Source organism: Streptomyces sp. NPDC048441 (assembly GCF_043200235.1).
GTDB lineage: Bacteria > Actinomycetota > Actinomycetes > Streptomycetales > Streptomycetaceae > Streptomyces.
On sequence record NZ_JBICXM010000001.1, the window covers coordinates 296,266 to 321,234 of the forward strand.

At 69.9% G+C, this 24,969-nt stretch carries 18 protein-coding genes and 2 pseudogenes; 11 read left to right on the forward strand and 9 right to left on the reverse strand.

Features of this window, described 5'->3' with window-relative positions:
- Positions 1-60: 60 nt before the first annotated feature.
- The 3 genes from ACGFSB_RS01320 to ACGFSB_RS01330 all read right to left on the reverse strand — a co-directional run bounded on the left by ACGFSB_RS01320 (position 61) and on the right by ACGFSB_RS01330 (position 1,904).
- Complete coding sequence (locus tag ACGFSB_RS01320; RefSeq protein ID WP_393392309.1) at positions 61-390, reverse strand: heavy-metal-associated domain-containing protein; 330 nt, start codon at positions 388-390, stop codon at positions 61-63.
- A 152-nt stretch (positions 391-542) separates the two neighbouring features.
- Positions 543-740 carry a MarR family transcriptional regulator gene (locus ACGFSB_RS01325; RefSeq protein ID WP_393392311.1) on the reverse strand — a complete coding sequence of 66 codons (198 nt, stop codon included), beginning with the start codon at positions 738-740 and terminating at the stop codon, positions 543-545.
- Positions 741-1,004: 264 nt separating this feature from the next.
- On the reverse strand, positions 1,005-1,904 hold the full coding sequence (locus tag ACGFSB_RS01330) for a sugar phosphate isomerase/epimerase family protein (RefSeq protein WP_393392313.1): 900 nt from the start codon (positions 1,902-1,904) through the stop codon (positions 1,005-1,007).
- A gap of 187 nt (positions 1,905-2,091) precedes the next feature.
- On the opposite strand from ACGFSB_RS01330, the gene iolC reads away from it, so the two are divergent.
- From iolC to ACGFSB_RS01365, 7 genes are all read left to right on the forward strand, one after another.
- Positions 2,092-3,027: a 5-dehydro-2-deoxygluconokinase gene (gene iolC / locus ACGFSB_RS01335; RefSeq protein ID WP_393393757.1), complete on the forward strand. Its 936-nt coding sequence runs from the start codon at positions 2,092-2,094 to the stop codon at positions 3,025-3,027.
- Positions 3,020-3,919: a deoxyribose-phosphate aldolase gene (locus tag ACGFSB_RS01340; RefSeq protein ID WP_393392316.1), complete on the forward strand. Its 900-nt coding sequence runs from the start codon at positions 3,020-3,022 to the stop codon at positions 3,917-3,919. Before iolC ends, ACGFSB_RS01340 begins: the two co-directional genes overlap by 8 nt.
- Positions 3,920-3,928: 9 nt before the next feature.
- The gene (iolB, locus tag ACGFSB_RS01345) at positions 3,929-4,744 is read left to right on the forward strand and encodes a 5-deoxy-glucuronate isomerase (protein WP_393392318.1); all 816 of its coding nucleotides are present in this window, start codon (positions 3,929-3,931) and stop codon (positions 4,742-4,744) included.
- Positions 4,741-6,633 carry a 3D-(3,5/4)-trihydroxycyclohexane-1,2-dione acylhydrolase (decyclizing) gene (gene iolD, locus ACGFSB_RS01350; protein ID WP_393392321.1) on the forward strand — a complete coding sequence of 631 codons (1,893 nt, stop codon included), beginning with the start codon at positions 4,741-4,743 and terminating at the stop codon, positions 6,631-6,633. The genes iolB and iolD overlap by 4 nt, the downstream gene beginning before the upstream one ends.
- Positions 6,634-6,650: 17 nt before the next feature.
- Positions 6,651-8,162, forward strand: coding sequence for a CoA-acylating methylmalonate-semialdehyde dehydrogenase (mmsA, locus tag ACGFSB_RS01355; RefSeq protein WP_393392322.1), 1,512 nt, complete (start codon positions 6,651-6,653; stop codon positions 8,160-8,162).
- A 126-nt stretch (positions 8,163-8,288) separates the two neighbouring features.
- Positions 8,289-10,934, forward strand: a complete 2,646-nt coding sequence (locus ACGFSB_RS01360) for an alpha/beta fold hydrolase (RefSeq protein ID WP_393392325.1) — start codon at positions 8,289-8,291, stop codon at positions 10,932-10,934.
- Positions 10,931-11,785, forward strand: a complete 855-nt coding sequence (locus tag ACGFSB_RS01365; RefSeq protein WP_393392328.1) for an ABC transporter permease — start codon at positions 10,931-10,933, stop codon at positions 11,783-11,785. Before ACGFSB_RS01360 ends, ACGFSB_RS01365 begins: the two co-directional genes overlap by 4 nt.
- An 85-nt stretch (positions 11,786-11,870) precedes the next feature.
- On the opposite strand, the gene ACGFSB_RS01370 is transcribed toward ACGFSB_RS01365, so the two are convergent.
- Positions 11,871-12,599, reverse strand: a complete 729-nt coding sequence (locus tag ACGFSB_RS01370) for an SDR family oxidoreductase (protein WP_393392330.1) — start codon at positions 12,597-12,599, stop codon at positions 11,871-11,873.
- 75 nt (positions 12,600-12,674) lie between these two features.
- Between ACGFSB_RS01370 and ACGFSB_RS01375 the strand changes: the two genes are divergently transcribed.
- Positions 12,675-13,052 (forward strand): MerR family transcriptional regulator, encoded by a 378-nt coding sequence (locus ACGFSB_RS01375; RefSeq protein ID WP_393392333.1) that lies wholly within the window; start codon positions 12,675-12,677, stop codon positions 13,050-13,052.
- 104 nt (positions 13,053-13,156) lie between these two features.
- Here ACGFSB_RS01375 and ACGFSB_RS01380 read toward each other — a convergent pair.
- Positions 13,157-13,291, reverse strand: a pseudogene (locus tag ACGFSB_RS01380) (protein kinase family protein); the annotation flags it as partial.
- 125 nt (positions 13,292-13,416) lie between these two features.
- Here ACGFSB_RS01380 and ACGFSB_RS01385 point away from each other — a divergent pair.
- The gene (locus tag ACGFSB_RS01385; RefSeq protein ID WP_393392334.1) at positions 13,417-15,126 is read left to right on the forward strand and encodes a von Willebrand factor type A domain-containing protein; all 1,710 of its coding nucleotides are present in this window, start codon (positions 13,417-13,419) and stop codon (positions 15,124-15,126) included.
- Between the two features lie 34 nt (positions 15,127-15,160).
- Here ACGFSB_RS01385 and ACGFSB_RS01390 read toward each other — a convergent pair whose 3' ends face one another.
- From ACGFSB_RS01390 to ACGFSB_RS01405, 4 genes and pseudogenes are all read right to left on the reverse strand, one after another.
- Entirely contained in the window at positions 15,161-18,349 is a 3,189-nt protein-coding gene (locus tag ACGFSB_RS01390) for a glycoside hydrolase family 2 TIM barrel-domain containing protein (protein WP_393392336.1), read from the reverse strand.
- Positions 18,350-18,464: 115 nt separating this feature from the next.
- Positions 18,465-20,159, reverse strand: a complete 1,695-nt coding sequence (locus ACGFSB_RS01395; protein ID WP_393392339.1) for a hypothetical protein — start codon at positions 20,157-20,159, stop codon at positions 18,465-18,467.
- Between the two features lie 129 nt (positions 20,160-20,288).
- Positions 20,289-21,548 (reverse strand): annotated as a pseudogene (locus tag ACGFSB_RS01400) (acyl-CoA dehydrogenase family protein).
- Positions 21,549-21,632: 84 nt separating this feature from the next.
- On the reverse strand, positions 21,633-22,121 hold the full coding sequence (locus ACGFSB_RS01405) for an SCP2 sterol-binding domain-containing protein (RefSeq protein ID WP_393392341.1): 489 nt from the start codon (positions 22,119-22,121) through the stop codon (positions 21,633-21,635).
- 72 nt (positions 22,122-22,193) lie between these two features.
- Here ACGFSB_RS01405 and ACGFSB_RS01410 point away from each other — a divergent pair, with 72 nt between their 5' ends.
- The gene (locus ACGFSB_RS01410; protein ID WP_393392343.1) at positions 22,194-22,871 is read left to right on the forward strand and encodes a TetR/AcrR family transcriptional regulator; all 678 of its coding nucleotides are present in this window, start codon (positions 22,194-22,196) and stop codon (positions 22,869-22,871) included.
- A gap of 156 nt (positions 22,872-23,027) precedes the next feature.
- Positions 23,028-24,968, forward strand: a complete 1,941-nt coding sequence (locus ACGFSB_RS01415; protein ID WP_393392346.1) for an AMP-dependent synthetase/ligase — start codon at positions 23,028-23,030, stop codon at positions 24,966-24,968.
- Position 24,969 lies beyond the last annotated feature (1 nt).

The following is a 24,969-nucleotide window of genomic DNA, read 5'->3' on the forward strand; positions in this document are numbered from 1 at the left end:
GACGATGCCACAGGGCCCGGGGTACCCGCCGAGCGGCGGGTCAGGCGTCAGGCGTCGGCCTCAGGCCTTGCCGACGCCGGTGAGCTCGTAGCCCGCCTCGTCGACCGCGGCGCGCACCGCGGCCTCGTCGAGCGGGGCCTCGGAGACCACGGTCACCAGGCCCGTGGAGGCCACCGCCTTGACGGAGCTGACACCCTCGATCTCCGAGATCTCACTGGATACGGCGCCCTCGCAGTGACCACAGGTCATGCCGGTCACCTCGTACACCGTCGTCACGGCACCCTGGGGCGCCTCGGCGGCGCCGTCGGAGTGGCAGGAACCGCTGGGGGAGCAGCAGGAGCCGGTACTTCCTGCGGTCTCGGCCTGCGGGAGCTCGGTGTGGGCGCTCATGTCGTTCTCCTCGGTGAGGGCGGCGTGCGGCTACGTGTGTGTCGTCAATGGGCGCGAGGGGTCCCGGTGTTCCCGGGGACCTCCCGACACTCACCACACTATACCCCTAGGGGGTAACCATCAACGCGCCGGCCCGTACGTCGGTCCGCGCGTCAGTCCGTGCGCCCACGGTTGCGGGGCCTCGCGGCGACCCAGGCGCGGACGGTGTCCGCGTACCAGTAGGGCTTGCCGCTCTCCACGTGGTCGGGGTCGGGGAGCAGGCCGTGCTTGCGATAGGAGCGCACGGTGTCCGGCTGTACCCGGATGTGTGCGGCGATCTCCTTGTACGACCAGAGCTTTCGGTCCGTCATCAGTGGCACCTCCCTGCGTGCGCCGGAGGGGCGGCTCGGGGGGAACCGTCGGGGGAGCTGCGGCGCGACGCTGGCGATCACTCAGCCTGTGCCCGGTGAACGACGCGGAGTGAGCGCTGGGGAGCGCCTGTCGACTGGCTGTGACGGAAGACCCGCGTAGCCGGGACATGTGTGACAGGAAGAGGTTGTTTGTGACGCTTGTGATGCATTCAGGCGGCGCAGTGGTGCGGCGCACGGGAGGCGCACGGATGCGGCAGCGAAGCGTCACGCTCCGCAGGAGCGCAGATACGACCGGGTGCGGCGGGCGATGGGCAGCGGCTTGTCCGGCGCGCACGGGTACATGTCCTGCTCGACGATGGCGAACAGATCGACGCCCAGCCTCTGCGCCGCCGCGAGTACCGGTTCGATCGCGGGCACGCCGGACGGCGGTTCGCACATCACGCCCCGCGCCACGGCGGGCCCGAACGGCATCTCCTGCGCGCGCACTTCGGCGAGGACGGCCGGGTCGACCTGCTTGAGGTGCAGATAGCCGATGCGTTCGCCGTACGTCTCGATGAGCTTGACGTTGTCGCCGCCGCAGTAGGCGTAATGACCGGTGTCCAGGCAGAGCGATACGAGGTCGCGGTCGGTCGAGTCGAGGAAGCGGGTGACGTTCTGCTCGTCGTCGATGTGCGTGTCGGCGTGCGGATGGACGACGACACGCAGGCCGTAGCGCTCGCGCACCTCGTACGCCAGGCGCTCGGTCTGGAGCGTGAGCTGACGCCACTGCTCCGGAGTGAGTGTGCGGTCCTCCAGGACCTCGCCGGTCTTGTCGTCGCGCCAGAAGGAGGGGATGACGACGAGATGCTCGGCGCCCATCGCCTGCGCGAGCGCCGCGTTGTCGGCCACATGGGCCCAGGTCTTGTCCCAGACCGAGGGGCCGTGGTGCAGGCCCGTGAAGACCGTTCCCGCCGAGACCTTCAGGCCGCGCCGCTGGGTCTCGGCGGTCAGCTCGGCGGGATCGGTGGGCAGATAGCCGTACGGGCCGAGTTCGATCCACTCGTATCCGGAGTCCGCCACCTCGTCGAGGAAGCGGCTCCAGGGGACCTGGCCCGGATCCTCGGGGAACCAGACACCCCACGAGTCGGGTGCCGAGCCGATCCGGATGCGTGACAGCGTCGTCATGGCGGCCAGCTTTCAGGGCGGCGGAGAACGATGTCAAGGAGTAGTCCGAATGTAAGGACAATGTGTTGACAGGGTTCACCGGACAGGAATAGACCTAGGGGGGTCAGGTCTTGGAGTCAGGGCTCTGCCGAGGCCGAGAGGGAGTACGAGGGAGTACAGGGTGACCGAGTCGTACGACGTCATCACGATGGGCCGGATCGGGGTCGACCTGTATCCCCTTCAGGCCGGGGTGCCGCTCGCCGAGGTCAGCACGTTCGGCAAGTTCCTCGGCGGCTCGGCGTCGAACGTCGCCGTCGCCGCGTCGAGGCTGGGCCGCCGGGTCGCCGTCGTCACGCGCACCGGCGAGGACCCCTTCGGGGAGTATCTGCACCGGGCGCTGCGCGAGTTCGGGGTCGACGACCGGTGGGTAAGCGGAGTCGAGGGGCTCCCGACGCCGGTGACCTTCTGCGAGGTCTTCCCGCCGGACGACTTCCCGCTCTACTTCTACCGGCTGCCGAAAGCGCCTGACCTGGAGATCCACGAGGGGGACCTCGACCTCGACGCCATCGCTTCCGCACGGGTGTTCTGGATGACGGGTACGGGGCTCTGCGCGGAGCCCAGCCGGTCGGCGACCCTTGCCGCGCTCCGGCACCGGGCGAAGGCGGGTCTGACGGTCTTCGACCTCGACTGGCGGCCGATGTTCTGGGAGCGGGCCGAGGAGGCGCGCGGCTTCTACGCGGAGGCGCTCGCTTCCGCGACGGTCGCCGTGGGGAATCTCGACGAGGTCGAGATCGCCACGGGGAAGCGTGAACCGGACGCCGCCGCTCGCGCGTTGCTGGACTCCGGAGTGGAACTCGCCGTGGTCAAGCAGGGCCCCAAGGGCGTCCTCGCCATGAACCGCTCCGGTGACGCCGTCGAAGTGCCGCCGCTGCCGGTGACCGTCCTCAACGGACTCGGGGCCGGGGACGCCTTCGGCGGGGCGCTCTGCCACGGGCTGCTCGCCGGGTGGGAGCTGGAGCGGACGATGCGGTACGCGAACGCGGCGGGGGCGATCGTCGCCTCTCGGCTCGAGTGTTCGTCCGCCATGCCGTTCCCTGACGAGGTCGAGGCGGCCCTTGCCGCGGGAGCCGTGACGCATGGCTGACTTCGTCGACGTCGCGGAACTGGCGGACCTCGTCCGGATCCGGGCCCAGCACCCCGAGGCCATCGCGGAGGCCGCGGCCCGGCGCTCCCGGCGGCCCCTCCTCGGGAGCAGCGGGCGGCTGATGATCATCGCCGCCGATCACCCCGCCCGGGGCGCCCTCTCCGTCGGCGGCGACAAGCTGGCCATGGCCAACCGCGGGGACCTCCTCGAGCGGCTCTGCCTGGCTCTCTCCCGCCCTCGCGTGGACGGCGTGCTCGCCACCGCGGACATCCTGGAGGATCTCCTCCTGCTCGGTGCCCTCGACGGAAAAGTCGCCATGGGGTCGATGAACCGGGGCGGTCTCGCCGGTGCCTCTTTCGAGCTGGACGACCGGTTCACGGGGTACCGCGCGGAGGATCTCGACCGGCTCGGGTTCGACGCGGGGAAACTCCTGCTGAGGGTCGACCACGACGACCCCGGCTCCCTCACTACCCTCCATTCGAGCGCCCGCGCCATCGACGCCATGGCCGCGCACAAGCTGCCCGTCTTCGTCGAGCCGTTCCTCTGCCGGCGCCCCGTGGACGGCGGTCCGCCGCGCAACGACCTGAGCGCCGAGGCCGTCACCACGTCCATCGCCATCGCTTCGGGGCTTGCCGGGACATCGGCGTACACCTGGCTGAAGGTTCCGGTGACCGACAATCCGGACGACATGGCGCGGGTCATGGAGACCTCGACGCTGCCCGCCGTCCTCCTTGGCGGCGACCTCGGTGACGACAGTGACGCCGCGTACGAGAAGTGGCGCGGCGCGCTCCAACTGCCCACCGTGCGAGGGCTCGTCGCCGGGCGCACGCTGCTGTACCCGGCCGACGGCGACGTGGCGGGCGCCGTCGACACAGCCGTCGGACTGCTGTAGGAGGGCTCTATGACGTATGTACCGAAGGGCAGTGCGGCCGAGGGGCCGTACGCCCTGGACCTCGATCCGAAGCGGTCAGGTCTGACCTATTCCGCGCTGTGTGTGGTCGAGATCGAACCCGGCGCCACGCACTCCTTCGCCACCGGGGAGAGTGAATGGATCGTGCTCCCGCTCGCCGGCGGCTGTACGGTGCACGCGGAAGGCGAGATGATCGAACTGCTGGGCAGGGACAGTGTGTTCAGCGGCGTGAGCGACTTCGCCTATGTACCGCGTGACGCCCACATCCAGATCGCCTCCGGCGCGGGAGGCCGCTTCGCCCTGGCAGGAGCGAAGTGCGAGCGTCGACTCCCCGCCCGCTACGGCTCCGCGCCGGAGGTTTCCGTCGAACACCGCGGCAGCGGTACCTGCTCCCGCGAGGTCCGCAATTTCGCGTCCGCCGACGCGTTCGACTGCGACCGCCTCATCGCCGTCGAGGTGATCACGCCCGGCGGCAACTGGTCCTCGTACCCGCCGCACAAGCACGACGAGCACCGCCCGGGAGTCGAGGCCGAGCTCGAGGAGATCTACTACTTCGAGATCGAGGCCACCCAGGGAGGCCAGGAAGGCTTCGGCTATCAACGGGTCTTCCCGTCCCGCCCCGGCGGCACCGACGTCCTCGCCGAGGTCCGTACGGGCGACGCCGTGCTCGTCCCCGACGGCTGGCACGGCCCGTCGATCGCTCAGCCGGGGCACAGCATGTACTACCTGAATGTGATGGCCGGTCCTGGGGATGAACGGGAGTGGCGGATCTGCTTCCACCCCGATCACACGGAGGGATACCGATGACCCCGACCTCGATGAGCGCCCCGGTCAGGCTCACCACCGCGCAGGCCCTCATCCGCTTCCTGTCCCGGCAGTTCACCGAGCGCGACGGCGAGCGGCAGCGGCTCATCGGCGCGACCTGGGGCATCTTCGGACACGGCAACGTGGCAGGCATCGGTCAGGCCCTCCTGGAGTACGGCGACGACATGCCCTACCACCAGGGCCGCAACGAACAGGCCATGGTGCACGCCGCCGTGGGGTACGCCCGCCAGTCGGGGCGCCTGTCCACGCACGCCGTCACCACCTCCATCGGGCCCGGCGCGACCAACCTCGTCACCGGCGCCGCGCTCGCGACCGTCAACCGCCTCCCCGTTCTGCTCCTGCCGGGCGACACCTTCGCGACCCGCCCCGCGGACCCGGTGCTCCAGCAGCTCGAAGTGCCGTACGCGGGCGACGTATCGGTCAACGACTGCCTGCGCCCGGTGTCGAGATACTTCGACCGCGTGACCCGCCCCGAGGCCCTGATCCCGGCCGCGCTCGCCGCGATGCGCGTGCTGACCGACCCGGCGGAGACCGGCGCCGTCACGCTCGCGCTTCCGCAGGACGTGCAGGCGGAGGCGTACGACTGGCCGGAGGAGTTCTTCGCGGAGAGGGTGTGGGGCGTACGCCGGCAGGCTCCCGATCCGCGTGAACTGGCCGCCGCTGTACGGGCCGTGCGCGAGGCGCGGCGCCCGCTGATCATCGCGGGCGGCGGAGTCCACCACAGCGCGGCCGATGGCGCGCTGCGGGACCTGGTGGACGCGACCGGGATTCCCGTCGCCTCCACCCAGGCGGGCAAGGGCTCCCTGCGCTTCGACCACCCGGCGGACGTCGGCGGCATCGGGCACACCGGCACGGCCACCGCCGACGAACTCGCCCGCACCGCCGACCTGGTGATCGGCGTCGGCACCCGCTACAGCGACTTCACCACGGCATCCGGCACGCTCTTCGCCGAGCCCGGTGTCCGCTTCCTCAACCTCAACATCACGGCGTTCGACGGCCACAAGATGGCGGGCACGACCCTGATCGCGGACGCGCGCGCGGGCCTCGCGGCCCTGACCGGCGCCCTCGCGGGGTGGCGCGTGCCGTCCGCGTACGCCGCCGAGTACGCCGAGGACAAGGTGCGCTGGGAACAGCGGGTCGACGCGGCTTACGCGGCCGAGGAACCCGACGTACGCCCCACGCAGACCCAAGTGCTCGGCCTGCTCGACCAGTTGGTCACGGACGCGGATGTGATCATCAACGCGGCCGGATCCCTCCCCGGCGATCTGCACAAGCTGTGGAGGGCACGCTCGCCCCTCCAGTACCACGTCGAGTACGGCTACTCCTGCATGGGATACGAGATCCCCGCATCGATCGGCGTCGCGATGGCCGCCCCGGACCGTCCTGTCTGGGCCCTGGTGGGCGACGGAACGTATCTGATGATGCCCACCGAGATCGTCACGGCGGTCCAGGAGAACATCCCGATCAAGGTAGTGATCCTCCAGAACCACGGGTACGCGTCCATCGGCGGGCTCTCGGAGTCCGTGGGCGGCGAGCGGTTCGGCACGGCCTACCGCTTCCGGGCTTCGGACGGCACGTACACGGGCGCCCCGCTGCCCGTCGATCTCGCGGCCAACGCGGCCTCGCTCGGGATGCGGGTGATCCGCGCCAAAACAGTCGCTGACCTGCGCGATGCCCTCGCCGAGGCGCGGGCGGCCGACGGTCCCACATGTGTCTACGTGGAGACGGAAACGGCAGACACAGTGTCGCCCCCGCCCCCGGCGCAGGCGTGGTGGGATGTGCCCGTGGCCGAGACCGCGGACCGACCGTCGGCGATCAAGGCCAGGAAAGAGTACGACCGGCACGTCTCAGCCCGACGCCGCCACCTGTGAGAGTAGGGATGCTTGTCATGACGAAGACCGTCAATCACTGGATCGGTGGAAAGCCGGTTGAGCGTGCCGCGGGCGCGTCGGGTACGTACGGTTCGGTGACCGACCCGGCGACCGGCGCCGTCACCACGCAGGTCGTCTACGCGTCCGTGGACGAGGTGGACGCCGCCGTCGCCTCCGCGCGCGAGGCGTATGCCACGTGGGGCAAGTCGTCGCTCGCCAAGCGCACCTCGATCCTCTTCGCCTTCCGCGCGCTGCTCGACGCCAACCGTGACGCGATCGCCGAGCTGATCACCGCCGAGCACGGCAAGGTGCACTCGGACGCGCTCGGCGAGGTCGCGCGCGGCCTGGAGATCGTGGACCTGGCCTGCGGGATCACGGTCCAGCTGAAGGGCGAGCTGTCGACGGAGGTGGCATCGCGCGTGGACGTCTCGTCCATCCGCCAGCCGCTCGGCGTCGTCGCGGGCATCACGCCGTTCAATTTCCCGGCCATGGTGCCGATGTGGATGTTCCCGCTCGCCATCGCGTGCGGCAACACCTTCGTACTGAAGCCGTCGGAGAAGGACCCGTCGGCCGCGATGAAGATCGCCGAGCTGCTTTCGGAAGCGGGTCTCCCGGACGGCGTCTTCAACGTCGTGCACGGCGACAAGGTGGCCGTGGACCGGCTGCTCTCGCACCCGGACGTGGCGGCCGTCTCGTTCGTCGGCTCGACGCCGATCGCCCGCCACATCCACACCACCGCGACCGCCAACGGCAAGCGCGTCCAGGCGCTCGGCGGCGCCAAGAACCACATGCTGGTCCTGCCGGACGCGGACCTCGACGCGGCGGCCGACGCGGCCGTGTCGGCGGCGTACGGCTCGGCGGGCGAGCGCTGCATGGCCATCTCGGCCGTGGTCGCGGTCGGCTCGATCGGCGACGAGCTCGTCGCGAAGATCAAGGAGCGGGCCGAGAAGATCAAGATCGGCCCCGGCAACGACCCCACGTCGGAGATGGGCCCGCTGATCACGGCGGCGCACCGCGACAAGGTCGCTTCGTACGTCACCGGTGCGGCGGCGGAGGGCTGCGAGGTCGTCCTCGACGGCACGGGCCTCACGGTCGACGGCTTCGAGGACGGTCACTGGATCGGCCTCTCGCTCCTGGACCGCGTGCCGGTGACGGCGAACGCGTACAAGGACGAGATCTTCGGCCCCGTGCTGTGCGTGCTGCGGGTCGACACGTACGAGGAGGGCGTGACGCTGATGAACGCGTCGCCCTTCGGCAACGGCACGGCGATCTTCACGCGTGACGGTGGTGCCGCGAGGCGCTTCCAGCTGGAGATCGAGGCGGGCATGGTCGGCGTGAACGTCCCGATCCCGGTGCCGGTGGGCTACCACTCCTTCGGAGGGTGGAAGGACTCGCTCTTCGGCGACCACCACATCTACGGGAACGACGGGACGCACTTCTACACGCGGGGCAAGGTGGTCACCACGCGCTGGCCGGACCCGTCGGACGCGCCGGAGGGTGTGGACCTGGGGTTCCCGCGTAATCACTGAGCGCGGTCAGGGGGCCCGCGTACCACGGTGGTGGTATGCGGGCCCTCTTGCCTACTCCCCAGGTAGGTAAGCCGGTTCACCCCACCGGCTGCCCCGATTGTCAGCCCTCGCCCGTACGGTTGACGCATGGATCTACGACTGCCCAGGCGCAGACTGCTCGCTGTGGTTGCCGCCGTCGCGCTGCTCGCGGGCGTGGGCACGTGGACGGCGGCCGCATCGGACGACGCCCCCGCGGTGCATCGCGAGGACCACGTCATGCAGATGACGGGCGCGGGCGGCGCGAAGATCGACACGTCGTACTTCACGGCGAGGGACCCGTCCCAAAAGCGCCCCGCAGTCCTCATCGGCCACGGCTTCGGCGGCAGCAAGGACGACCTGCGCGCACAGGCGGAGGACCTGGCAGCCAAGGGCTACGCGGTCCTCACCTGGTCGGCCCGAGGCTTCGGCAGGTCCACCGGCAAGATCGGCCTCAACGACCCGAAGGGCGAGGTCGCCGACGCGTCCCGGCTGATCGACTGGCTGGCGAAGCGCCCCGAGGTGCGGCTGGACAAGAAGGGCGATCCCCGCGTCGGCATGACCGGCGCTTCGTACGGCGGCGCGGTGTCGCTCCTCACCGCCGGGTACGACGACCGCGTGGACGCCATCGCGCCCCAGATCACGTACTGGAACCTCAGCGAAGCCCTGTTCCCCGACGGCGTGTTCAAGAAGCTCTGGGCCGGCCTCTTCATCAACACCGGCGGCGGCTGCGACCGCTTCGAGAAGCAGCTCTGCGAGATGTACGACCGTGTCGCGATGGCAGGGAAGCCGGACGCGGCGGCGCGCGAACTTCTCACGGCCCGCAGCCCGGCCGCCGTGGGCGACCGCATCAAGGTCCCCGCCCTGGTTGTGCAGGGCCAGACCGACTCCCTGTTCCCGCTCGGCCAGGCCGACGCCACGGCCAGGGCGATCCGAGGCAACCACGCGCCCGTGTCCGTCGACTGGATCTCGGGCGGCCATGACGGCGGCGACCGCGAGACGGGGCGGATCGACGCCCGTATCGGATCGTGGTTCGACCGCTATCTGAAGGACGACAAGAGCGCGGACACCGGCCCCGCGTTCCGTGTGACCCGCACCGGCGGCATCGACTCCACCGACGGGGCCGCGCAGCTTCGGGGCGCGAGCGGTGACCGGTATCCGGGCCTGGAGAGCCGTGGCCGGAAGGTGCCCCTGACCGGCCGTGAGCAGACCTTCGCCAACCCGGCGGGCGGCTCACCACCCGCCATCTCCAACCTCCCGGGCGCCGGAGGCGGCGGTGGCCTCTCCCAGCTGTCCTCGCTCGGAGTCGGCGTATCCCTCGACTTCCCGGGCCAGAACGCCAGATTCGACTCGGCGCCCCTCCGCGACGACCTGCGGATCACCGGATCGCCGACGGCGCGGGTGCACGTCAAGTCATCGAGCGACGACGCCGTGCTCTTCGCGAAGGTGTACGACGTCGGGCCCGACGGCAAGCAGAAGGTGCTGCCCTCGCAACTGGTCACGCCGGTACGGGTGGAAGGCGCGAAGGCGGGCAAGGACGTCACGCTCACCCTGCCAGCCGTCGACCACGACCTGCAGAAGGGCCACCGCCTGAGCCTCGTCCTCGCCTCGACGGACCTGGGCTACGCCTCTCCGGCGAAGCCCGCCACGTACACGGTGTCCCTGAAGAACGACCTGTCGCTCCCCACGGCCCCCGGCGTCAAGACGGCGGCGGCGCCGCTCCCCGCCTGGGTGTGGTGGCTCCCCCTGGCGGGCGGGTTCATCGCAGTGCTCCTCCTGCTCACCGGACGGCGCCGGACGACGGCGCCCGCACCGGACTCCAGCCTCGCCGAAGTGCCGCTCCAGATCGCGGACTTGAGCAAGAAGTACGCGAAGTCGGCCGACCGGTACGCGGTCCGTGACGTCTCCTTCCGTGTCGAAAAGGGCCAGGTGCTGGGCCTCCTGGGCCCGAACGGCGCGGGCAAGACGACGACCCTGCGCATGCTCATGGGCCTGATCAGGCCCGACGCGGGCGAGATCCACGTCTTCGGGCAGGCGATCAGGCCGGGCGCTCCGGTCCTCTCCCGGGTCGGCGCGTTCGTCGAGGGCGCGGGCTTCCTGCCGCATCTCACCGGGCGCGAGAACCTGGAGCTGTACTGGAAAGCCACCGGCCGCCCGGCCGAAGACGCCCACCTGGACGAGGCGTTGGAGATCGCCGGGCTCGGCGAGGCGCTTGCCCGCGCGGTGCGGACGTACTCACAGGGAATGCGGCAGCGGCTCGCGATCGCCCAGGCGATGCTGGGTATGCCGGACCTGCTGATCCTCGACGAACCGACCAACGGCCTGGACCCGCCGCAGATCCGTGAGATGCGCGGGGTGATGATCCGGTACGCGGAGGGTGGCCGCACGGTCATCGTCTCCAGCCACCTCCTCGCCGAGGTCGAGCAGTCCTGCACGCACCTGGTGGTCATGGACCGGGGCCGCCTCGTCCAGGCGGGCCCGGTCGCCGAGATCATCGGCTCCGGCGACACCTTGCTCGTGGGCCTCGCGGACGACATCTCCGACCCCCTGGTCGACAAGGTCGCCGCGCTGCCCGGGGTGGCTTCCGCCGTCCGCGCGGACAGCGGCCTCCTGGTGCGCCTCGACGGCACGGACAGCGCGAGCGCCGCCAGGCTGCTGCCCGAGCTGGTGCGCCTGGAGCTGCCGGTGGAGTCCATGGGCCCGCACCGCCGCCTCGAAGACGCGTTCCTGACCCTGATCGACGGAGGCACCGCATGAGCGCCACAGCCGTCACGGCCCCCGGATACCGCCCCGGCCGTACACTGCCGCTGCGGGTCGAGGCGGTCCGCCAGCTGAAGCGGCGCCGGACCCTGGTGATGGCCGGGGTGATGGGCCTTCTCCCCTTCATCCTCGTCATCGCGTTCACCGTCGCCGGTTCGCCGGGGGCCAGGAACGGCCGCGTGACCCTGATGGACACGGCCACGGCATCCGGCGCGAACTTCGCCGCGACGTGCCTGTTCGTGTCGGCGGGCTTCCTCCTGGTCATCCCCGTCGCACTGTTCTGCGGGGACACGATCGCCTCCGAGGCGAGCTGGTCCTCACTGCGCTATCTCCTCGCCGCTCCGGTACCGCGTGCACGCCTGCTGTGGTCCAAGCTGACCGTCGCGCTGGGGCTCAGCGCGGCGGCCATGGTGCTGCTCCCGCTGATCGGGCTCGCGGTGGGGTCGGCCGTGTACGGCTGGGGCCCGTTGGAGATCCCGACCGGCGGTGTCATGCCCGCGGGCACGGCGGCACAGCGCCTCGTGATCGTCGTGGCGTACATCTTCGTCTCCCAACTGGTCACGGCCGCGCTGGCGTTCTGGCTCTCGACGAAGACGGACGCGCCGCTGGGGGCGGTGGGCGGCGCGGTAGGCCTGACGATCGTCGGCAACGTCCTGGACGCGGTGACGGCACTGGGCAGCTGGCGCGACTTCCTGCCGGCGCACTGGCAGTTCGCGTGGGCGGACGCGATCCAGCCGAAGATGGAGTGGGGCGGGATGATCCAGGGCTCGGCTGTCTCGGTGGCGTACGCCCTTGTGCTGTTCGCGCTGGCGTTCCGGGGGTTCGCGCGTAAGGACGTGGTCAGCTGACGGGGGCGACGGCCCGCCCTCTTGGGATAACCAGTTGACCGACCTCAGAAGCAACCGACCGAAGTCAGTGCGGCCCGAGTGCCCCTCAGGCCGCCGCTAGCGCCGCCAGGGCGCGGTCCATCGCGGCGTTGAATTCTTCCGGCGCCAGCGGCAGCCGGGACTTGATGTCCCGACTCCACTGGTCGGCGAGGACCTCGGCGGAGCCCGCCTCGACACCGTCGAGCGCCGCGTCGGCCAGGTCCGACGGCGCGATCTTGGCCACGGGCCAGCCCGCGGCCATGTCGGTGTCGGCCAGACCGAGGTGCACCGCTGTCACCAGCGTGCCCTGCTCGGCGAGTTCCAGGCGGACGCCGTTGGTCATGGCCCAGGCGGCGGCCTTGGTCAGGTGGTAGGCATTGGCGCCCGCGCCCCCGAACCATGACATGGCGGAGAGGACGTTGACCATCGCGCCCCCGCCGTTCCTGGCGAGCGTCGGCGCGAACTCCCGGATCATTCCCAGGTGGCCGAACACGTTGGTCTCCAGCTCGTGCCGGACCGCGTCCAGCGAACCGGTCACCAGGTCGGTTCCCGTCTGGATCCCCGCGTTGTTGATGAGCAGCGAGACGTCCTGGGCGGCCTCGGCCGCGGCCTTCACGGCTGCGGGATCGGAGATGTCAAGGGGCAGCACCTCGACCCCGGGCAGGTCCACGGTCTCGGGCCGGCGGGCCGTCGCGTAGACCTTGCGGGCGCCCCGTTCGAGCAGGCGCTGGGCGAAGGCGCGGCCCAGGCCGCGGTTGGCTCCGGTGACAAGGGCAACTGAGTTGTTGATGTCCATGCCCTGTACGCTAAAACCTGACGCTAACGTCAGAGGCAAGCGCTGGTCATCAGGGCCGGGGTGAGAGGAATCACCATGACCGTCACAGAGGCCGCGACCGAGCGGCTGATCCGCATCGGCGAGGTGGCGCGGGGGGCCGGCGTCTCGGTACGCGCCGTGCGCTACTATGAGCAGCAGGGGCTGCTCATCGCGGAGCGCAGCCCGTCCGGCCAGCGCCTCTACCGGCAGGACGCCATCCCCCTGGTCCGCTTCTTCCAGCAGATGTTCGCCGCCGGCCTGACCAGCCAAAGGATCACGGAACTCCTTCCGTGCTGGGACTCCGGGCACACCGACGCCGAGCAACGAGCCATGCTGCGCGCTGAGCGCGACCGCATCCAGGCCAAGGCCGACGACCTGAAGGCTGCCCTGGACCGCCTCGACGAGGTCATCGCGATCACGGACACGCACCCGTAGGCGCAGTCGGTCGGACGACGTACCAGCGATCTACGGCTGGAGTACTAGGCGAACCCGGCGCGTGACTTCACGGTGCCTATGAGGGCGGCGAGTTGGGTGGGGGGCGGTTGCCTCTCGGGATCGGTGAGGGGTACGCGCTTTACGAAGACCGGGGTTCCGGCGATCTCCAGCAGGGCCGACTTCCCGCCGATCCCTGAACCGACCGGCACGGCCGTGTCCACGAGCTCGCCAAGCACCCTCTGCCGGACGTTACCTTGGCGGCCCGCCGTTCCCGCATCGAGACTCTTCCGCAACGTCCCCGGGCGATCGTTCGCGGTGCCCCGCGCGTCACAGTCATGTGAACCGACGACGCGAGGGGGCCAGGATGCGGACCTGGAAAGTACGGCGGGGGCTGCTCGCCGCGGTTGTGGCGGGCGGGGTGTTGCTCACCGGGTGCAGCTCCGGTGGCGGCAACACGGAACGGGCCAGTGACAGCAGCGGGAAGGACCGGCGTGGCACCGCGCCGTTGCCCGCGCCGGGCCCCGCCTCGCCCGGCACCGGTGACGCGGCCACCCCCGGTGAGCAACAGGGCGACGAGAAGCGGGACTTCGCGCCGCCCCCCGACTATCTGTCCACCTTCGCCCTGGACGTGGACACCGCCTCGTACGGCTTCGCCCGCCGTACCCTCGCGGACGGCAGCCTGCCCGACCCGGCGACCGTACGCCCCGAAGAGTTCGTCAACAGCTTCCGTCAGGACTATCCGCGCCCCGATGGTGACGGCTTCTCGGTGAGCGTGGATGGCGCGCGTACCGACGCGGACGGCTGGTCCATGATGCGGGTGGGGCTCGCGACACATGCCGCCGCGCCGAAGAGTGAACGGCCGCCCGCCGCGCTGACCTTCGTCATCGACGTCTCCGGCTCCATGTCCGAGCCCGGCCGCCTCGATCTGGTCAAGGAATCCCTCGGGGTCATGACCGATCAGCTGCGCGCCGATGACTCGCTCGCCCTCGTCACCTTCAGCGACAGCGCTGAGACCGTGCTGCCGATGACGCGCATGGGGGAGAATCGTGAACGGGTGCACCGTGCCATCGGTCGTATGGAGCCCACCCAGTCCACCAACCTCGAAGCAGGCATCCGGACCGGATATGACACCGCTGTTCGCGGTCTGCGCGAAGGTGCCACCAACCGCGTCGTCCTCCTCTCCGACGCCCTCGCCAACACCGGCGAGACCAGCGCCGACGGCATCCTGGAGCGCATCTCCGACGCCCGCCGTGAACACGGCATCACCCTCTTCGGGGTGGGCGTCGGCAGCGACTACGGGGACGCGTTGATGGAACGCCTCGCCGACAAGGGTGACGGGCACACCACCTATGTGTCGGACAGTGCGGAAGCCCGGAAGGTCTTCTGCGATCAGTTGCCTGCCAATATCGAGCTGCGCGCCCGCGACGCCAAGGCGCAGGTCGCCTTCGATCCGCAGAACGTCAAGCAGTTCCGGCTCATCGGCTACGACAACCGCGCGGTCGCCGACGACGACTTCCGTGACGACAGCGTGGACGGGGGAGAGGTCGGGCCCGGCCACACCGTGACCGCGTTGTATGCCGTACGGATGCGGGACGGCGCGAGCGGGCACGTGGCGACGGCCAATGTCCGCTGGCTCGACCCCGAAAGCCGTGCCCCGCACGAGGAGTCGAACGAGATCGAGTCGGGGGACCTGGACGGCGGGCTGTGGGACGCCGGCCACGGCCTGCGGACCGCCGCGGTCGCCGCGTACTTCGCGGACACCCTGCGGCACGGGGCCTCCGCGCAGACCGAGCCCGGCGATCCCGCCGTGCGGCCCGACTACACCGGCGCGACGGCTACCGCTCCTGAGCCGATGTCCACCTCCACCAGCGAACCCTCCACCTTGCCGCCCCTCCCCGGCGCGCCCCCACTGGCCGAACTGGCCAGGCGCGCCGAGGAGTTGGCATCAGATGGCGACGACGACACCGCACTGCGCGATCTCGCCACCGCCGTCCATCAGGCGGACCGCCTCACCGGAGGTGGAGACGGCGGCGCGGCAGGAGGCAGTGGCGAAGGCGAGATCAAGCCCGGCTGACCTCACGGAATCAAGCCCGGCTGACCTCACGGAATCAAGCCCGGCTGACGGCCGCCCGCAGCCGGTACGCGTAGGTGTAGGTCTGCCCGGAGTGCAGCAGATACGCCTCCAGCGGGGGCGCGCCCCAGGAGTCGTTGCCGCCGACTCCCATCTGCCGGTGGTTGACCCCGAGGATCGTCTCGTCGTGCCGCTTCACCTCGTGCGGGTGCCTCGGTCCGTCCAGATCGGCCGGCGAGTGGTGCAGCGCGCTGGTCTCGAGCAGCGGCTCGTGGCCGTCCGGGTCGGCCAGCACGGTCAGGCCGTCGCCCGAACGGTCGGCGAGGGACAGGTGTCGTACGTCCGTCATGTTGCCGGTCTGCTGCGGACGGACGTAGGGCGCGACCTGTGCGTCCACCGTCGAGCGGTAACGGCCCACGAACGCCGAAGACTTGCGGTCCTGGTAGTTCTCGTGTGGCCCGCGGCCGTACCAGTCGATCCGCTCGAATCCGGCGGGCACTGTGAGCAGGGCGCCCACCATGGGCAGGTCCGGCAGCCCCGCCGCCGCCTTCAGCGTGTGCCGGACCCGTACCTCGCCGTCGCCGCGCACCGTGAACACTGTGTGCCAGGTGGAGGGGTGGGGCGAGGTCGGGAGGTCTGAGCTCACCTCGATGGTGACCTCGCCGGGCGTCGGCTGCGCGGCTTTGACCTCCGTTACCTTCGCCTTGGCGCCCGCCTCGCGCCAAGTGGCCGCCGTCTCCTGGTATTTGCGGCCGATGTCGTTGTCGGTGGGACCACGCCAGAAGTTGGGTACGGGGCCGCCCGCGAGCAGGAGCCTTCCCTTGACCTTGTACGAGGCGAGGGTGCCGGTCGCCTTGGACAGGGCCACCTCGACATCGCGCCCTGTGACCTTCACCTCGGTGCCGCTCTCGGTGAGTTCGAGGGCGGGCAGCTTGCCGGGGTCCGGGTCGGCGGGAGCGGGGGCGCGCCAGTCCAGGGGCAGTTGCTCGGCGGCGACGATGTGCCCCGCATCGGCCCAGCGGGTCTTGCCGCGCAGGGCGAAGGTGATGTCGAGCCAGTACTCGGCGCCGGGTTCCAGGCTGCCCGGCTTCTTGTACGGGATGCGTACGGATCCGGTGGTGCCGGGCGCCACGTCCGGCGCGCGGAGTGTGCCGTGCTGGATGCTCTCCCCGTCCCGCGTCACGCTCCAGCGGAGTTCGTACGCGTCCAGGCCGCTGAAGAGGTGCTTGTTGTGGACCTTGACGGTCCCGGCCGCGGTCGCGAGGTCGTCGGCCGTGACGGACAGGGGCTGGTAGACCTTCTTGATCTCCATGAGGCCGGGGTGGGGCGAACGAGTCGACGCGACAAGGCCGTTGCAGCTGAAGTTGCCGTCCGTCGGATAGCCAGGGTGCCAGTCGCCGCCGTACGAGAGATAGCTGTGCTTGGTGTCGCCGGGGATGGGGAGACGGATGTTCTGGTCGACCCAGTCCCAGACGAAACCGCCGTGCAGATTCGGGTACTTCTCGAATATCTCCCAGTACTCGGGGAGATTGCCGTTGCTGTTGCCCATCGCGTGCGTGTACTCGCAGAGCATGTACGGGGTGGGATTGCCGGACTTGCCGTACTTCTCGACGTTGGCCGGGGTCTCGTACATCATGCTGTGCACGTCGGCGACGGAGTTCATCCCCTCGTAGTGCACGGGCCGGGAGTCGTCACGGGCGCGCACCCAGTCCGCCATCGTCTTGAAGTTGCCGCCCTCGCCCGCTTCGTTGCCGAGCGACCACGCCACCACGCACGCGTGGTTCTTGTCGCGCTCGACCATGGAGCGGAGCCGGTCCACGCAGGCGTCGGTCCACTCGGGCAGGGACGCGGGGAGCCGGTCGCGCACACCGTGGGTCTCGAGGTTGGTCTCGTCGATCGCGTACAGGCCGTACTCGTCGCAGAGTTCGAGCCAGCGCGGGTGGTTGGGGTAGTGCGAGGTCCGGACGGCGTTGATGTTGTGCCGCTTCATGAGGAGGACGTCCTCGACCATGACCGACTCCGGTACGGCCTGCCCGTGCTCGGGGGTCGACTCGTGCCGGTTGGTGCCGTGGAACATGACGTGCTTGCCGTTGACCGTCCATGTGCCGGGGCCGAAGTCGACCTGGCGGAAGCCGATCCGGGTCCGCTGGATGTCGGTCGTACGGCCCTTGGCGTCGGTGAGGGTGACGACGAGGGTGTAGAGGTTCGGGTCCTCGGCGGACCAGAGGGCGGGTGCCTTGATGTCCGCCTTCAGGGTGAGCGGTTCGTCGAAGACGGGCTCACCGGTGAGCTTCGCGCCCGGCACGGGGCGGCCGCCGGAGTCGTACAGCCGGGCCTCGACGCGGTGCTCGCCCTTGCGCGCCTCGCCGGTCCTGTCGCGTACGACGGTGGTGACGGACAGCGTCGCGTCGCGGAACGCCGAGTCCAGATCCGTCCGTACGAAGAGGTCGTGCACATGGACGAGGGGGATCGCGTACAGATACACGTCCCGGAAGATCCCGGACAGGTCGATCATGTCCTGGTCCTCGAGCCAGCTGCCGTCGGACCAGCGATAGACCTCCACCGAGAGGGAGTTGGAACCGGGGCGGAGGTAGGGGCTGATGTCGAACTCGGCCGGGGTGTAGCTGTCCTCGCTGTAGCCGACCTTCTTGCCGTTGACCCAGACGAAGAAGGCCGACTTCACGCCCTGGAAGGAGATCAGGGTGCGTCGCCCGGACCAGTCGTCCGGGACGGTGAAGGTGCGGCGGTAGGAGCCGACGGGGTTGAAGTCCTTGGGTACGTCGGGGAAGTCGGGCTTCTCGTAGCCCTCCCAGGGGTACTTGATGTTGAGGTAGATCGGCTCCGGGTAGCCCTCGATCTCCCAGTTGGAGGGCACGGGGATGTGGTCCCAGCCGCTGACGTCGTAGTCGTCGGTCTCGAAACCGGTGGGCCGCTGCTCGGGGTTCTTGGACCAGTGGAAGCGCCAACTGCCGTTGAGGGAACGGTAGTACGGCGACTTGGTGAGCTCGCCGCGAAGCGCGTCAGCCGTGGAGGCGTACGGGACGAGTCTCGTCCTGGCCGGTTCTCTGTTGACCTGGAAGACGCGCGGATCGGCATTCCATTCCGCGGTGTCGGCGGCCTTCGCCTCCGCCGCGAAGGCCTGCTTCTGCGACGCGAAGGCGGCCCAGCCCACGAGTGCGGTGCCGGTGGCGAGGAACGACCGGCGGCTCGGCAGATGTGCGCTCATGCTGCAACTCCGAACGTAAGGCAACAAGAAACACCAGCATCAGACGTGATCACTCAACATTCAAGACCCGCGTAGGCAGCGGAAGTTGAGCCCTCCGTCAGAAGGCAGAAGGGCCCTAGTCGCCGCAGAGCTGCCGCTCGGCCTGTACCGGATCGTTCGGGAAGCGGAACGAGGTGCGGTCCCAGGATCCTGTGATGTTGTGCCAGAACCTGCCCGGAGTCATCGGATCCCGCGTCGCCGCCCGCAGCTCGGCCAGCGGCCCGCAGCCGAGGGCCCGGCGCGCGGCGGCGACACCCGCCGGGTCGAGGCCGGCGGGGAGCGGACCGCGGCCCCGGTCGGCGAAGATCCACGTGTCGGGGAGCCGCTTGTCGTGGCCCACACGGCCGTTGATGCGCTGGGAGTGGGCCGCCAGAGGGTAGGCGAGGCCGATCGGGTCGAGGGCGGCGCCGTCCAGCGGGACGACCGTGCCGCTGAAGCCGAGGGTGCTGTAGACGCCGGTGACGGTGGGGGAGTGGGCGGCGGCGGGGGTCCGGGCGAGGATCAGGTTGGGCGCTCCCGGGCGATCGGCGTCGCGTACGAGACGGGCGTACGCGATATTGCCCGGGTAGCCCGCGAAGTAGTGGTGGAGGGGGTGCGGGGCCGCGTTCTGCTGGACGTACACACCGCGCTCGTCCGCCACCCCGCCGGGCCCGATCCGCCCCTCGTACGGAATCCGCAGTACGGCCGCGCAGATCACGGCCCAGCCCGCGACGCCCACCGTGGCGATGGTCCACGCGCGGGTGAGGGGCACCAGGAAGGCCGGCAGGAGCATGAGAAGCAGCCCCGGCAGGAACATCCGGCCGTGCATGAAATCGCCGCCCACCTTGATGACGTACGCCCAGCACAGGAGGCCAGCGACGACGGGCGCGAGCGCGGGGATCAGGGGAGCGGCGGCCCGCTGCGGCGTCGCCGACGACGGCAGCAGGGCCGCGAGCAGGAACAGCGCGGGAACCCACAGCAGATAGGGCCCGGCGAAGTCAGCGAGGTAGCCGAGCCCCCGCCCCCACAGGCTCTGCGATGCCTCCTTGGTCACGCCGGGCAGCGGCATCAGCTGCCCGTAGTACCCGACCCGGAAGATCTCGTACGCCACCGGCAGCGCGACGGCCGCCCCGAGCCCGCGGCAAGCGGTCCGCCGCGAGGGTCCCACCATCAGCCACTGCGTGCCGAGGAAGACGGCGGAGACGAGTGCCAGGTCGGGCCGTACGAGGGGGCCGAGCCCGAGCACCACACAGGTGGCGATCGACCGGGCCCGCGTGACAAGGAGCAGCCAGGCCCCCGCGATCCAGCAGGTGGCGAGCCCGGTCTCCAGGCCGGAGGTGGCGAAGTCCCAGACGGGCGGCAGGGCAAGGAGCACGAGGCAGCCGAGCGGCAGGACGGCCGCACCCCGGTAGAGGCGCAGCGCCCCCAGCGAGGCGAACGCGAACCCTGCGGCGGTCAGCAGCAGCCCGCCGTACATCGCCGCCGTCGCGATGTCGAAGCCCGGCAGACCCGCGAGCACGAGCAGCCACTGCCAGAGGGTGCCGGTGGAGGACTCCGCGCGCTCGCCCGCGTTGAAGACGGGGCCGTTGCCGGCCAGGATCTGCCGGACCGTCCGGACGTAGATGTGCCCGTCGTCGGACATCCAGCGCCGGTGGAACCCGGCGACGGCGATCGCGAGCGCCGGGAGCAGGACGGAGACGGCGGTGCGGAGGTGGCCGCGGCCGACGCGTTGGCTGTTGAGCAGCCCGAGGACGGCGTCGGGCTCGCGGAGCGGTGAGTGCGTCGACGTCATGATCTTTTCATCGGCGCAGGTCAGTGCGGGCTTGAGGCGCCACGGGGAAAGAAGCCGCACGGTTCGGCCGCACGGTTCGGCCGCCCGGTTCGGCCGCCCGATTCCCGTCCCTCACCTCAGCGGATCTGCTCAGCGAATCTGCCGCCCAGAAATCGCCCGAGCGATCACAAGCCGCTGAATCTCACTGGTCCCCTCGAAAATCGTGTAGATCTTCGCGTCCCGGTACATCCGCTCCACCGGATGCTCCCTGCTGTACCCCGCACCCCCCAGTACCTGCACAGCCTTCTCCGCGGCGGCCACGGCCAGCTCCCCGGCCCGCAGCTTCGACATGGAGCCCTGTCCGGCGTCGAAGGCCTTGTCGTTCCGCGCCATCCACGACGCCTGCTAGATCAGCAGCCGTACCGCCTCGATCTCGGTCCGCAGATCGGCGAGGGCGAAGGCGATGGACTGGTTCTCGATGATGGGGCGGCCGAAGGCGACCCGGGAGCCCGCGTAGTCGAGCGCGTACTCGTACGCGGCCCGCGCGATCCCCAGCGCCTGCGCGCCCACCGTGGGCCTGCTCACCTCGAAGGTCGCCATCGCGGCCTGGCTACGGCCGCCGGACCCCGTTCCCTCGCGGGCCCGCGCGAGCCGCTCGTAGAGGCGGTCCTTGCCGCCGAGCAGACAGTGCCCCGGGACGCGTACGTCATCGAGGAACACATCCGCGGTGTGCGACGCCCGCAGCCCCAGCTTCTCTATCTTCCGGGCACCTTCGAGGCCCCGCGTGCCCGGCGGCACGATGAACGCCGCCTGCCCCCGCGATCCCAGGGCCGGGTCCACGGAGGCGACCACGACGTGGACGTTCGCGATGCCGCCGTTCGTGATCCACGCCTTCTGGCCCGACAGGGTCCACTCGTCGCGCACCTTGTCGTACGTCGCGCGCGTCCGCATCGCCGACACGTCCGAGCCCGCGTCGGGCTCGGAGACGCAGAACGCCGCGACCTGCGGGTCGTCCTCGTCGCCGAAACACTGCGGCACCCTTCCCCAAGCTCTCAACTACGTTCGAGCAGGGGAGACCCCAATGGCGAGCTGATCGGGCGTGCCCGCGGAGAAGATCCCGGCCACCGCGAGGGACGTGCCGAACAGGGCCATGCCGATACCCGCGTCGCCCCAGAACAGCTCCTCGTTGGCGATCTGTAGCGAGAGCCCGCTCGGGTCGCCGAACAGGTCGGCCAGGGACTCGAAACCGTACAGACCGATCTTCGCGGCCTCCTGGATGACGGGCCAGGGGGTCTCCTCGCGCTCGTCCTACTCGGCGGCGGCCGGTCGCACCACGCCGGCCGCGAAGCCGTGCACCCAGTCACGGAGGTCCTGTTGTTCCTCGGTCAGGTCGAGGGAGAAGGCCATGATGTGCTCCTTACGAACGCCTTCGTTATGCCTTCGGGGTGGTGGCTTATGCCCCAAGTGGTGGTGGCTTACGTCCCAAGTGGTGGCTTACGCCTTCGGGATGTCGAAGTAGCGGGTCAGACCGGCGGCGAGCGCCACATCGCCCGCGATCTTGAGCTTGCGCATCATGAACATCGTCACGGGGTTGGCGTTGCCGGAGACCAGCTTGAGGAACTCGGCGTCGGGCAGGACGAGCGTGACGCGCGGCTCGGCATCGGAGCGGCCCTCGCGGACGGTGCAGGTGCCGTCCGCGATCTCGGTCTCGTAGACCGCCTCGTCGATTCCCGTGACCTTCCAGCGGATCAGGGCCTTGAGCGTGCCCGCGGCCTCCGGCTTGAACTGGCGTCTCATCCGGCCGAAGACCTCCGCGAGGACGCGGGCGCGCAGCTCGCCGTCCTGGGCGATCTCGGTGATCTCCTTGCCGGAAAGGCCCTTCACGATCTTCGCGAACTCTTCGGGGGTGACGCTCGCGAAGTCCAGACCGGCCAGACCGTCTGTCCCGTCGATGTCGCCAATGCCGCCGATGTCGTCCACCATGGCAATCTCCTTACTCAACAGTAAACTTACTAAGGGGTAAGGTAATGCCGAGTCTGGGAGGCTGCAAGGGTGATGGTGAACGGGAGAAATGGGAGAAACGGGAGAACCGAGGGGCGGCGGCGGCGCGTTCCGCGCCAGGAGCGCGAGCAGCAGATCATCGACGTGGCGGTGACGGTCTTCGCCAAGCGCGGCTATCACGCCGCGTCCGTGGACGAGATCGCCGAGCTCGCCGGGATCTCCAAACCGATGGTCTACCTCTACCTCGACTCCAAGGAGGGCCTCTTCCTCGCCTGCCTGCGGCGCGAGGCCGACCGCCTGGTCGCCGCGTTCCAGAGTGCCGCGCAGGCCGGGGGAGCCGCACCCGAACTGCGCCTGCACGCGGGCCTATCGGCGTTCTTCGCCTTCGTGGCCGAGCATCGGGACAGCTGGGTGGTCCTGCACCGCCAGGCCTCCGAGCTGAGCGAGGCGATCGCGGCCACCGTGGCCGACGCGCGGCGTGCGGTGATGGCGGAGGTCGCCGGCCTGGTCTGGGACGGCATCACGGCGAGTGGCGGCGGCTCGCAACTCTCCGACGAGGACGCCGACTTCGTCGCACACGCGCTGGTCGGCGCGGCAGACTCGCTCACCGACTGGATGGGCAGCCATCCGGACCAGTCGCCGGAGGGGGTCACGCTGCGGCTGATGAACATGGTGTGGGTGGGGATGGGGCGGGTGCTGGAGGGGGAGGTCTGGGTTCCTTCATCCGGGTGAGCCCGGTCGGAAACTGGATCTCCTGGCCTCTTCTTCGCTGTCCGGCCCATTGAACTTTCCCTACGCTTGAGTAAGTTGACCTCCCAGTAAGTACGCACCGCATCACCACCGCATGACCTCTGCACGTCAGTTGGTAGCCGGGAGCCGGGAGCCGTCATGGGCGTACGCAAGGATCTGAAACGGGCGCGACGCCACAGCGAGCTGGCTGACCGCGCCCCGGTCGAACTCACCCGGGACGAGCACGGAGTCGTACGCGAGGCGCGTACGGCCCGGCTCGCGGCGAAGGCCGCATCGGGCAGCACCGCCGACATCCCCTTCACCAACGCGGCCGAAGCGCCCGACGCGGTCGTCCTGCGTCGCAAGCAGGGCGACCAGTGGCGGCCGGTCACCGCGGAGACCTTCGCACGTGAAGTGACCGCCACGGTCAAGGGGTTGATAGCCGCGGGTCTTGAGCCGGGCGGCCGGGTCGCGCTGATGTCCCGTACGCGGTACGAGTGGGCCGTACTGGACTTCGCGATCTGGGCGGCGGGTGGGCTTACCGTGCCCGTGTACGCGACCTCGGCGGCGGAGCAGATCGAGTGGATCGTGCGGGACTCGGGCGCGAGCCTGCTGATCGCGGAGACGCCACAGAACGTGGCGACGGCTGAGTCGGCGGTCGTGGGCCTCGCCGGTCCCAAGCAGCCGCGCATCCTCTGCATCGACGACGGCGCAATCGACGAACTCGCCAACGAGGGCGCGGAGCTGTCCGACGAGGAGGTCACCAAGCGGCGGTCCGCACTCACCCCGGACTCCATCGCCACCATCTGCTACACATCGGGCACGACCGGCAAGCCCAAGGGCTGCGTCCTCACCCACGGCAATCTGCACGCCGAGGCCGCGAACACGGTCGACCTGCTGCACCCCATCTTCAAGGAGATCACGGGCCAGGTCGCGTCCACGCTGCTCTTCCTGCCGCTCGCCCACATCCTGGGCCGCACCATCCAGCTCGCCTGCATGATGGCCCGCATCGAACTCGGTCACTGCCCGAGCATCAAGCCGGACGAGCTGAGGCCCGAACTGCGCGCGTTCAAGCCGACGTTCATCGTCGGCGTCCCGTACCTCTTCGAGAAGATCCACGACACGGGGCGCGCGACCGCCGAGAAGATCGGGCGCGCCGCGTCCTTCGACCGGGCCGAGGGGATCGCGGTGCGGTTCGGGGAGGCGTACCTGAACAAGTTCCTCGACAAACGGGGACCCGGCCCCTCCGCAGGCCCTTCCGTCGGCCTCTACCTCGGTTGGGCGCTGTACGAACTCCTCGTCTACCGCCGCATCCGCAAGGAGGTCGGCGGCAGGCTGCGCTACGCGATCAGCGGCGGCTCGCCCCTCGACCGGAGCCTCAACCTCTTCTTCTACGCCGCCGGGATCATCATCTACGAGGGATACGGCCTGACGGAGACCACGGCCGCCGCGACCATCACGCCACCGCTGAAGCCCCGCCCCGGCACGGTGGGGACGCCGGTGCCGGGCACATCCATCCGCATCGCGGACGACGGTGAGGTGCTCATCAAGGGCGGCATCGTCTTCGGCTCGTACTGGAACAACCCGGCAGCGACGGACGCCGTGCTGCGGGACGAGTGGTTCGCGACCGGTGACCTGGGGGCCCTCGACGACGACGGCTACCTCACGATCACCGGGCGCAAGAAGGACATCATCGTCACGTCGGGCGGCAAGAACGTCTCCCCGGCGATCCTCGAGGACCGGCTGCGCAGCCGGGCGCCGGTCGGGCAGTGCATCGTCGTCGGCGACAACCGTTCGTATGTCGCGGCGCTCATCACCCTTGACCCGGAGGCCGTCGAGCACTGGCTCGCCGTGCGCAAGCGCCCCAAGGACACGCCGCTCGCCGAACTGTGCCGGGACCCGAAAATGATCGCAGAGGTCCAGAAGGCCGTGGACTACGCGAACACGGCGGTCTCACGGGCGGAGTCCATCCGGAAATTCGCCTTGGTGGAGGGCGAGTTCACAGAAGACAACGGTCTGCTCACGCCCTCACTGAAGGTGAAGCGACATGCGGTGGCGGCGGCGTACGAGGGGGAGATCGAGGCGCTCTACGGTGAGTGAG